Genomic DNA, 10,647 nt, shown 5'->3' with positions numbered 1-10,647 from the left:
TCAATGTAAAAAAATGGGTACACTGGTGACCAGGTTTGTTGACCTTGAGCTTGAGCAGTTTTGTACCAAGGACGTGTGACTGGTGTATATGGTTTGGTTTGCTCCGGGATAATTGTGGTAAATTTTCCCTGTTCATTCAGGGTGTAATAATGTCGTTCTCCGATATGAGATGGATGTACACCCCCACCTAACCAAGAATTTTTTGGTGCTACCAGTCCCACTCTATCTTGAGCGGAAAAAATATGTATACCATTACTCCCACCAAAATAAATATTAGTTGGCAGTTTGTAGAGTTTGAGTTGTTGGAAGAAATGCAATCTTAACTCTTCCCAATTTTCTGGGTTGAGGTGTCCTTGCTCTATCCCATAGCGATTCATAGCGACTAACCTTTGTGGTGTTCCCAGATATGTAGTCAAGCGATCGCTAATTTTGCGTATTCTGGATGATATCACTGGGATTAGCAATTTATTCACCGCTCTTTCCCCAGTTTCATAAGAAAGATAAGTGACAGTGCCAACACTCAGCAGAATGATACCCATATAAGGTACAATAAATAACGTCTTTAGAGGAATTCTGCCGAGAAATTTCAGCATCAACTGGGAGTATATAGGCAATAGTTTCATTATTTTTGGTAACTGGGATAATGAGTGAAAATGGGTAAGAATGAAGATTTTATTAATAGATGATGATAGTTATTTCAGTAAATTACTCACAAATATTCTTATTTCCTACCGCTATGTAGTCGATGTGGCTACAAATGGTCACATTGGTCTAGAAATGGTAAATCAGTTCAATTATGACTTAATTTTGCTAGATGTACTCATGCCAAAATTAGATGGTTTGAGTGTGTGTCGTCAACTACGTCAGCACGGTTGTCAAGTCCCCATCTTAATGCTCACTGCCAAGGGCGCAGAGGAAGATGTGATTAGAGGTTTAGATGCAGGAGCGGATGATTATGTAGTCAAATCCTGTGAGACTGCTCAATTATTGGCGCGAATACGAGCTTTATCCCGTCGAGTACACGAATCAAGTTTAGTGACTTTGGAATGGGGTAACTTATTCCTTAATCCCCAGTTGCTAAAAGTGCAGTATGGTGAGGAATTAATTCAACTCACTCCCAAGGAATTTGGGTTATTAGAATTATTTTTACGCTCCCCCCACAGGATTTTGACCCGTAGAGATATAATTGACAAATTATGGTTAGCAGATGAGTTCCCTACAGATAATGCTGTCACCAATTTAATCAAAGACTTACGACGTAAACTCAAAGCCGCAGGAATCAAAGAAGAAGTCATTGAAACTATTTACGGCTTGGGATATCGTCTTAAAGCTAGAAAAGAAGGGAAATCTGAGTCTCCAGTGGCAACAGTTGATGATATAGCCGAGGGAATCGCGGTTATTGAAGAAATTAAAGCAGAATTTCAAGCTTCCTTACCTGAAAAAATAGCAGAACTCAACACAGCAATCAATCAACTCCAATTAAAAACCAACAACTCGCAACAGCAACAACATATCCTGACCATAGTTCATCGTTTAGCTGGTAATTTGGGTACTTTTGGGTATCCCGAAGGATCAGAAATAGCACGGGAAATAGAAGCCCTTCTCACACAAGAATATCTGACCAATGCACATATTACCGAACTCAGTTTTTTATTGGAAGCATTATCACAAGGATTTAGCCCGTCAGGAACAACACTACCGCTGAATGATTCCAACATCCGAGAGCATATACCTACTCTCATCTCTCCGGATAATTTTAGTGAAATTTTAAAGCAAGAATGGCAACGCCTGCGTACACAACATATCCCTCTTGGCTTAATTTTTTGCGCCATTGATGATTTTGAGAAACAACAGCAGAAAATTTACCTTTTACAGCTTGGGCAAACTTTGCAAAAGTACCTTACTCCTCCTAATTTTATCACTTACTACACTGGAGGAAAATTTGCTATTCTTCTACCCAGTATGCCGTCAGATAGTAGCTTGCGTCTTGCCCAACACTTATACCAAGCTATCCTCAGCTTACAAAAATTTACGATCAGTTTAGGTATTACTGGCACTATCCCCAGTTCTACCGCCACTCCTGAAGGATTATTAACAACAGTTGACCAAGCCCTGACATCTGCTCAAACCAGAGGCGGTAATACATTGTGCTTTTATCTCTCCGGTTGAAATCCTCTATCCTTACATGGTGATTATTTTTCTCTTATAAGTTCCTTATAACTAAATGATATCTTATCTCAACATATCCTTCTAAAGTTACTTGACAAGTCGATTGACTTGTAACGCTAAGGATATGTCTAACTAATTTTGTAACCTTTTTGCCAAGCAACTATGATTATCAAAACCAATCGTAATCAGTACTATTCTGACTGTGGCATTGAACAAAAAAATTATGAGGGACGTTTCGGACTACATAGCTTAAAACTAGTACTGAAATATATTGATCTCTACCTTGAGCAAGACCTTAAATTAGCTGAACTAGCGCAGCAAATCAATTTCAGCAGGTCGTATCTATGTTATCGCTTCAAGCAAACTACGGGAATTTCACTCCATCAATACATTATTCGGCAGAGGGTATACCGAGCTAAAGGCTTGTTAGAGTCCTCTAGTATGTCCCTGAGCGAGATTGCTCTGTGCTGCGGATTTTACAACCATAGTCATCTGACTCGAGCCTTCAAGCGACTATTAGGAGTCTCACCCAGTGCATTTCGGGTACGTATGACAAACACTATGCCAGCCCCCGAGGGAGACTGGTCTTATACTGTGGATAGTACGACCATAGCCTTCTGAAGCCCACCTTCAAGGGAGTACTGTGAGTCCCGCCAAAGTACCTTTGGGTGAAATTAACAACTAAGGATAAAGACCCCTATCAGCCAGCGCCTGTGCAACTCTACCAACACCCAAAGTGTAAGCTGCTAATCGTAGAGGAATTTGTCTGCTCTTTGACTGCTGTATTACTTGGTGATAAGCTGCCAGCATTAACTGTTCCATTTCATGGTTTACACGCTTCTCATCCCAAAACACATAAGAAAGACCCTGCACCCACTCTAAATAACTGACAACAACACCGCCAGCATTGGTCAGGATGTCCGGTAGCACAGTCACACCACGCTCCTCTAGGGACTGATTCGCTGCTAAAGTCACTGGTCCATTAGCCGCTTCGGCGACAATTTCCGCTTGCACCTCGTTGACATTTTCCCTAGTAATTTGATTTTCCAAAGCCGCTGGAATCAAGACATCGCAAGGCAAACTGATTAAATCTGCATTGCTAATTGGTACTGCTTGGGGAAAACCCACAACACTCTTGTGATTTTTGTCCGTATAAGCTTTCAATGCTGGAATATCAAGCCCGTTGGTCGCCAAAATACCCCCAGCCCCTGTGGAGACAGCGATGATTTTAGCCCCCAACTGATGTAATAATTCCGCTGCTGCACCCCCCACATTACCAAAACCCTGAATTACTACTCGTGCTCCTGTCAGGGGTTTACCTCGTTCCGCTAATGCCTCACGGACAATAATCATGACACCTCTGCCCGTTGCCTTTTCTCGCCCTAAAGAACCACCAATAGAAAGGGGCTTACCAGTGACGACTCCAGGGACTGCATGACCCACATTGACAGAATAAGTATCCATCATCCAAGCCATCTCACGGGCAGAAGTACCCATGTCTGGGGCGGGTATATCTACTGAAGGTCCAATGTCTTTAATTAACTCACTGATATAGCGGCGACTGATTCTTTCTAATTCGCCCACACTATAACTTTGAGGATTTATGGCTATACCTCCCTTGGCACCGCCATAAGGTATGCCCAATAACGCACACTTCCAGGTCATGAGCATAGCTAAGGCTGATACTTCCCCTAATGTCACAGCCGGATGGTAACGAATTCCTCCCTTATAGGGGCCGAGAATATCAGAGTGCTGCACCCGATGTCCAGTTAGCACTTGAATTTGACCATTATCTAGCTTCACGGGGATAGAAACTGTCACCACTTTACGGGGATGGCTGAGGATTGCCAATACCCCTTGATCTAGGTTTAATTCTTTACCTGCGGCTTCTAAATAACTACAGGACTGGTCTAATGGGCAAATGTGCCCTGGAGTCTCAGGTTCTATGGGCAAGGGAGATTTTGAAACCATAACATCTTCTCCTAGTCGCATTATCTTTGCGGACTGGATATATATATGAGTGATATCCCTAGCTTATCCTTTTTGTCTGAGAATGGTGGAATTTTCTGGTTTTTGTCACATTTTGCGGGAATGTTACCTCGATTTTCTCCCTTTTTTGGGGGTGCGATATCCCCAAAGGCTTTATGGTCGTTATTTATACATTTTATCCTCAAAGGCTCAACGGAAGCGGTAAGGGATTTACCATGATCGTACTTTAGGGAGTGTCAAAATCAAGTCATCAACCTAGAACGGTTGGAATCTTGAGAAAGGCCACAGAGCGGCTTTGGTTTTCCTTCCTCACCCCAACCTACTGGTATTATAAGTGTTTAAATGAAAACTTCATCTGTGAAGTTGCCATGTAGACCATAGGGAACGTGATGTTTAAGATGTAGTCTGGCAATGGCACCTTGATTAAAGTCACTGGCATCTAATATGACTAAATCTGAGCGGTGATGTGTGGCATCATAAACCAATACTAGCACCCAGCCATCATCTTCTTGTTTAGCATCTGTCCGGGGGACAAAAATCGGCTCCCCAGTAAAACCATGTGGTGCAGCACTCCAGAATTGTCTGTCTCCTGAGTGCAAGTCAATTTTCAGCAATGCTTGCAAGGGCGCATTACCAGTCTCCCCGTGAGATGCGCCTAAGTATAAATATTGATATTTTTTTCCTACAAGTTGGGGATTTATACTAGGGAACTCACAACAGCGGCTTTCCATCATCTGTTGGCGGACTTTCCCAGTCTCAAGATTAAGATGGAATCGCCACAGTTGACCAGGGGAAATTGCGGCAAAATTAACTTCTCTAAAATCGCTTTCCGGCTCGACTTCTGGGAATGATGCGTAACAAATAGAATCAATGACAATTTCATCACCCGCCTCAAAAGCATTAGCGTGGTGGAAAACAAAGCCAGATTGAGTTTCTAAAGTTCTTACCTTTGTTTCTCCGGGGTGACGGGGAATCACTATAATCCTAGTGGGTTGATTTTGCTGAAATTTGATACACTCTCCAGCAGCACGTATTCCTAAAGCGAAGGGTATGGGGTTAAAGGTAACGGGATTTTGCCAGAAGATACAGTAGTTAGGAGTAATGACAAAATCATGAATGAAACAGAAACCGGGAATACTATGAGTTTGTTTTCTCACAACTTCACCGTCTGGGTTGAGTTCAAATATAGTAATGGTGGTGGATAGTCCCGGTTTAATCGAGAAATTTACCAGACAAGGTGCGCCACCATCTTGGTTACAACTGGGGTCAAAGCGGGGATGTGCGCCAAAGGCTTCACCGGATGATAAAACACCATGGAAATATTCTTTCCCTAAAGTTTCTAATGTATAGGGATCAAGACAATGGGGTTCTGCTGCTTCCCACAGTGCCAAGAGTTTATCACCCCAATAAATTACATTGGTATTGGCAATATTTTTCATTTTGAAGTCGAAAATATTAGCTAACCAACCGCCGGGTTTTTGAGTACCAAAGACACCCCGATAAAGGATTTTACCCGCTTGCTGTTCTGCTAAATAGCCTTCAGTCCGAACAAAGCGGTTACGGAAATGGGCGCGACCATTGACAAAGCTAATCCGGCTAATCATCCCATCGCCATCAAAGGGGTGATGTATTGGTTGTCCATTGATATCTAGCAAGCCGGGGCCATTTCTAAACAATGTACCCTGTAATTCTGGGGGAATTTGCCCTTCAATATCATCAATCCAGTAGTCAAATTCTTGGGTAAGGGATTTATATCCTCCCTGCCAATCTGCAAGGGTATAAGATTCTTCTGGATTTGGGGTGTCTTCAATTTTTAAGGTCTGCATCTGCTGATATTATTGTCTTTTGGATTCCATGGTTTGTGAGTCTGATTCCCTCAGGATTAATTCGGGCATCAAGTGAGATATTTCTCCTGTTTGCCCTTGTGGGTCATCGGCAGGTAACCAATGAATGAATGGCAGTGGTAATAGTGTACTGAGGTTAGTAATAATTACTAATAGCCACATTAGTTCAAAGTTGGTTTCGCTGATGCCTAGCCAATGCATGATGATGGCTCCAAGTTCATAGGAAACCATTGCGGCTAAGTTGGAAACGGACATCAGTAAGGCAAATAATGTCGCTTCTACTCCTGGGGGACATAATCTGGCTGCAAGTACCAAAACGGGCATATAGGCAATTTGTCCAATGACGGTCAGAATCAGGCTATCACCCAAACTAAACCAGTGGTCATCTATACCTAAAGCTCTGTTAGTATGGGTGACCAGCAGCAGCATTGTCATTCCCAAGGCTGATGACAGGACTGTACTCCAAGTGAAAATGGCGCGAAATGAAATATTTTTGAGGAAGCGTTGAAACATCCACACTCCTATCAAAGAAGCCCCACTGGTTACCAGTCTTACCCGTCCTAGAAATTCTGGTTGAAAGTGTAGTTCATTGGTGCTGAAGAAGAAGAAGGCAGAATCGGCTGTTGGGGTGGCTAGCCAGACAAATACAAAGGCTGTGGGTAGCCAAATGGATTTTTGGGTAATTGCTTGGCGTAGTTGCTTGACTTGATACTTGATGCTTAAAGGGTTCTGGCTATTATTGCTATGTGGGGCATTTTTACTAATGGGGGTTTCAGCAATTAACCAAGCTACTGCGGAAACTATCAGAGGAAATGAGGCGGTAACCCAAAATACAGTGCGCGTGGTGAAGTGTTCGAGCAGTATTCCGCTCAAGTAAGCGGTGAGTAAACCTCCCAATGCGGAAGCACCCCAGGAGAGTGATTGTAGTGAACCTGCTGCTGCTTGGGATTCTCCCCTGGCTCTTTCTACTACTAATGAGTCAACTATGACATCGCTGACCGCAACAGATAGAGAACCCAGGGCGATCGCTAGGGTAGCAGCCCAGCTAGTATGAACTATGGTCGCCAAACTTATCCAAGATATTGCTCCTAATATCCCAGATAGCACTAAATAAGGCCGGCGGCGGTAGCCGAATATGGGTAAGCCATCAGAAATAAAGCCGAATACCGGTTTAATTATCCACGGTAAGGCGACTATTCCCAATAGAGCCGACACTTGAGCCGGACTCAGCAGCAATTCATCTTTGAGGAAAAAACTTACTGCTAGACGGGCCAAGCCTAAAATTCCTTGGACGAAGTAGACGCTAAGAATGGCAATTAACTCGGCGCTGGGTTCATGACCGAAGAAAATTTTACTTTTCACTGAGTCTTTAACCTGAGACAAGCCAGGGGAGTCAATCAGCATTTGATAAATATTTTTTAAGTTTTATCTACTTTTCTATCATATCGATTTCTCAGAATCTAGTTTTAGCTAAATATTACTCAAGGCGATGACCGCATTTTGACCACCAAAGCCAAAGCTCAAACATAATACCTTACGCACTTGGGTTTCACGCGCAGCCATGACCAAATTTAAATCAAATGCTGGTGTTTGTAATCCTACACAGGGTGGTATGATTCCCCTGTGCATAGCTAAGAGGGAAAATGCCACACCTAAGGCCCCTGATGCTCCTAATGTATGACCTGTAGCACCTTTGGTGGAACTTACCGCTACTTCCTGGGGAAACAAATTTTGGATGATTTGACTCTCTACTCTGTCATTCAGGACTGTGGCAGTGCCGTGAGCATGAATGTAATCTATATTTTCTGGTGTTAGGGAACTCCGTTTTAAACATTGGTGAATCGCGGCGATCGCACTTTTGCCTGTAGGTTCCGGTTTATTAGCATGATAAGCATCTGTTGTCAAGCCAAAGCCAAGAATCTTACCATAAATTTTAGCTTGACGCTGCTGTGCTAATTCTGGGGATTCCAAGACCAACACAGCCGCCCCTTCACCTAATACCAACCCTTCCCGGTGCAAATCAAAGGGATAAGCCCCGGTTTTGGCCAAAGCCCCCATTTGCTCAAACCCTGACAATGTTAGGGGCGTAATTGGGGCTTCTACAGCACCAGCCAGAGCGCGTTGACATTGGCCGGTTTGAATCAGTAAAGCGGCTTGAGCGATCGACCAAATACCAGTAGCACAAGCTGCCATGGGTGCTAAAACTATACCAGATGCACCGATTTGGCGAGCGGATGCCATGGCGTTGGTATGAGGCAAAAAATCTAACCAATTTTCTATAAGTGCTTTCCCTTTATTCTCAGGGGGATTATGTCCATATATTTGCCGCCCCAGCAACTCCCAAGTAGCCTGATGACTGCGACTTGATCCAATAACCACAGCACAATCGGGTAAGGGTGAAACCAACCCAGCATCTTTTAATGCCGAGGCCACTACCAGCCGGGTTAAAGTTGTTAATTCCGTGGGTTGGTTAGCAATCAAACCTAGAGGACAGGCTGCTAGTTCGGAAAATGGTTGATACCATTGCAGACCACATTTACCCGCGATTAACTTCTGCCAGCTATGCTCTAAGCTGGTTCCCAAGCAGGAAACTAAACCAATACCAGTGATGACAACCATTTGGGAATTAGGAATGGGAGATGGGGAATCGGGAATTTTTTTCCTTACTCCCCTACTCTGGAGTTAATCGGGTGTTTTCAGATTTTCTGCACCTTGAGTCACTTTAGCGGATTCAATGCGATCGCCTTGCTGAATTTTGTTCACCACATCAAAGCCGTCGGTGACATTACCAAACACAGCGTAGTTACCATCGAGGAAACCTAAATCTGCTAGAGCAAAGTAAAACTGTGAGGAAGCTGAATCTGGCATTTGCGATCTAGCCATTGCGATCGCACCCATTTTATGCCCTAACACAGGTGGTTGCTGAATAGTCTTACCATAAATTAGTTTTTCACCACCCATGGGTTTAATTTCTAAAGGTATGCGACGTTCACTCCCCGTTTCCGGGTCAATGTAACCACCCGTCCCCAATCTATTTGCGGGAAATTTTGGGTCTTTACCTTGGGGATCACCCCCTTGAACTACGAAAGGTTGGGGATCGCGCACCACTCGATGAAAAACTAACCCATCGTATACACCTTTTTGGACTAAATCAACGAAGTTGCCAGCTGTAATTGGGGCGTTGGTGCCGTCTACCTCGATAGTAATGGGTGAACCGTTAACGGTCATCACCACGGTAGCTTTACCTTCGAGGCGTGGTAAATTTTTCATTCCCGGAATATTCTCACTTATGATTTCAGATACAGTGCTTGTTGTGTTGCCCGTGTTTGTCTCAGTTCCTGCTGAGTTAGAAGTAACATCCTGTGTGGAACATCCTCCCAAAGTCAAAGCACCGACTATCAAAAACGCAACTAGAAAACTTGAGACTTTTAACTGCATAGTCAGTTACTGATTTAACCTGAGTATGTTATCTGCTTGAGTAATTTTTGAGATTTGGTACAAGTTGCAATCCTTCCCCTTCCTTAGAGTCCTTCGAGGGGTACTCTCAAAAATCGGGCTAATTCCGCGCCTGTAGTTTCTAACTCTGCTAAAGATAATGGTTGGCCTACCCGTGTTAAAGGAATGTCTCGCCGACCCTTAACACGTAGGTAGAGGGCGCGACGGGGATTCAGACCTTCTTTAATATCGATGCGCACAGACTGCACGTCTTGAGTATAGGTGTCAATTTCAATGCGACGATTTTTACCGGGAAATCCCCAACGAAAGATTTTTATCTTGCCAGTTTCCTGATTGAAATCGTTGTAACCGCCTCCGACATCCCATAAAATCATGAGCCAGAGATATAAGGCTAACAGTAAGCCGGCAGTACCATATAAGCCCATGACCAGTCCTTGGGGTACAAATATCAGTTGAGTTGGGTCGGTAACTAGGAGTAAATTTACTTTCAAGTAACTAGATATCCCCGCCAACAAGAAGCCTGTAGCGCCCATGGTCACGATGGTTGCCCACCAGTAATTGCTAAACCGACGAGAACCCAGAACACTTTGATGCAGGATACTGGAAGGTTTGCGATCGCCGTTAGGCGAATCACCTTTGTTAATTGTTGTTGATGCCGTCATTGAACTAACTTTGGCCTGTGAGTTCTTCCCGATCCAAGTCTGCCATTTCAGGAGCTTTTCTTGCAAGTTGCAGGAGTGAGACTTTTAAGATTTATGAGAAAACTTGTGTCAAATTATTAAAATTCTGATATTGATCAGAAGTAATAGGTTTGTACTGAACAAACCTCCAGCGCTAGGCAGGGATAGAAACGGGGGTATCGGCGCCATCTGTGGTCATTCATCAGGTTACTGTCTGTGTATTCGTGTAGTAAAATCTAGTCATGTTGAGAATTAACTACACCAATTTTTCTGTGCCGAGGTAGCCTCTACATTCATGTAGGGGAAAGCCGAAATCCCTTCAGGGACTAGGCAGGAAAGCCAAGAGCTAGTCCTAAGCTGACTATTTTTTAGACAAAACTATACTTATGTTGACAAGAATTGACATAAGTGAGTTAAGAAAATCGCCCACTTGATATATAATCCTACGATATCAAGTATTGAATTAAGACTATTGCCAACGCGAAAACCAAGCAATGATAGCGGTAGTC

General features: G+C 43.5%; 9 protein-coding genes. 2 read left to right on the top strand and 7 right to left on the bottom strand.

From position 1 onward, the window contains the following. Positions 1 to 623: hypothetical protein (locus PN447_RS11135; RefSeq protein ID WP_271763087.1), on the bottom strand; the 623-nt coding region annotated here is incomplete at its 3' end. Between the two features lie 40 nt (positions 624 to 663). On the opposite strand from PN447_RS11135, the gene PN447_RS11130 reads away from it, so the two are divergent. Then, positions 664 to 2,169, top strand: a complete 1,506-nt coding sequence (locus tag PN447_RS11130) for a response regulator (protein ID WP_271763085.1) — start codon at positions 664 to 666, stop codon at positions 2,167 to 2,169. A gap of 162 nt (positions 2,170 to 2,331) precedes the next feature. Next, a complete protein-coding gene (locus tag PN447_RS11125) occupies positions 2,332 to 2,790 on the top strand; it encodes a helix-turn-helix domain-containing protein (protein ID WP_271763083.1) in 459 nt (152 codons plus the stop codon). Between the two features lie 60 nt (positions 2,791 to 2,850). Here PN447_RS11125 and PN447_RS11120 read toward each other — a convergent pair whose 3' ends face one another. The 6 genes from PN447_RS11120 to PN447_RS11095 form a co-directional block, all read right to left on the bottom strand. Beyond that, positions 2,851 to 4,140 carry a Glu/Leu/Phe/Val family dehydrogenase gene (locus PN447_RS11120; RefSeq protein WP_271763082.1) on the bottom strand — a complete coding sequence of 430 codons (1,290 nt, stop codon included), beginning with the start codon at positions 4,138 to 4,140 and terminating at the stop codon, positions 2,851 to 2,853. A 356-nt stretch (positions 4,141 to 4,496) separates the two neighbouring features. Continuing rightward, positions 4,497 to 5,984 carry a carotenoid oxygenase family protein gene (locus PN447_RS11115; protein ID WP_271763081.1) on the bottom strand — a complete coding sequence of 496 codons (1,488 nt, stop codon included), beginning with the start codon at positions 5,982 to 5,984 and terminating at the stop codon, positions 4,497 to 4,499. Between the two features lie 9 nt (positions 5,985 to 5,993). Continuing rightward, positions 5,994 to 7,406, bottom strand: a complete 1,413-nt coding sequence (locus PN447_RS11110; RefSeq protein WP_271763080.1) for a folate/biopterin family MFS transporter — start codon at positions 7,404 to 7,406, stop codon at positions 5,994 to 5,996. 66 nt (positions 7,407 to 7,472) lie between these two features. Then, on the bottom strand, positions 7,473 to 8,621 hold the full coding sequence (locus tag PN447_RS11105) for a beta-ketoacyl-ACP synthase (RefSeq protein WP_271763079.1): 1,149 nt from the start codon (positions 8,619 to 8,621) through the stop codon (positions 7,473 to 7,475). Between the two features lie 63 nt (positions 8,622 to 8,684). Further along, positions 8,685 to 9,440 carry a peptidylprolyl isomerase gene (locus tag PN447_RS11100; protein ID WP_271763078.1) on the bottom strand — a complete coding sequence of 252 codons (756 nt, stop codon included), beginning with the start codon at positions 9,438 to 9,440 and terminating at the stop codon, positions 8,685 to 8,687. 83 nt (positions 9,441 to 9,523) lie between these two features. Then, on the bottom strand, positions 9,524 to 10,120 hold the full coding sequence (locus PN447_RS11095; RefSeq protein WP_271763076.1) for a photosystem I assembly protein Ycf4: 597 nt from the start codon (positions 10,118 to 10,120) through the stop codon (positions 9,524 to 9,526). Between the last annotated feature and the right edge of the window lie 527 nt (positions 10,121 to 10,647).

The organism is Anabaena sp. CS-542/02, assembly GCF_028331085.1.
Classification (GTDB): domain Bacteria; phylum Cyanobacteriota; class Cyanobacteriia; order Cyanobacteriales; family Nostocaceae; genus Anabaenopsis; species Anabaenopsis arnoldii.
Note: the sequence above shows the minus strand (reverse complement) of the source record. Positions and strands in the feature narration are given on the sequence as shown.

Excerpts from the sequence above, each read along its gene's own strand:
- PN447_RS11130 (WP_271763085.1), top strand. The coding sequence starts at position 664 with ATGAAGATTTTATTAATAGATGATGATAGTTATTTCAGTAAATTACTC.
- PN447_RS11125 (WP_271763083.1), top strand. The coding sequence starts at position 2,332 with ATGATTATCAAAACCAATCGTAATCAGTACTATTCTGACTGTGGCATT.
- PN447_RS11120 (WP_271763082.1), bottom strand. The coding sequence starts at position 4,140 with ATGGTTTCAAAATCTCCCTTGCCCATAGAACCTGAGACTCCAGGGCAC.
- PN447_RS11115 (WP_271763081.1), bottom strand. The coding sequence starts at position 5,984 with ATGCAGACCTTAAAAATTGAAGACACCCCAAATCCAGAAGAATCTTAT.
- PN447_RS11110 (WP_271763080.1), bottom strand. The coding sequence starts at position 7,406 with ATGCTGATTGACTCCCCTGGCTTGTCTCAGGTTAAAGACTCAGTGAAA.
- PN447_RS11105 (WP_271763079.1), bottom strand. The coding sequence starts at position 8,621 with ATGGTTGTCATCACTGGTATTGGTTTAGTTTCCTGCTTGGGAACCAGC.
- PN447_RS11100 (WP_271763078.1), bottom strand. The coding sequence starts at position 9,440 with ATGCAGTTAAAAGTCTCAAGTTTTCTAGTTGCGTTTTTGATAGTCGGT.
- PN447_RS11095 (WP_271763076.1), bottom strand. The coding sequence starts at position 10,120 with ATGACGGCATCAACAACAATTAACAAAGGTGATTCGCCTAACGGCGAT.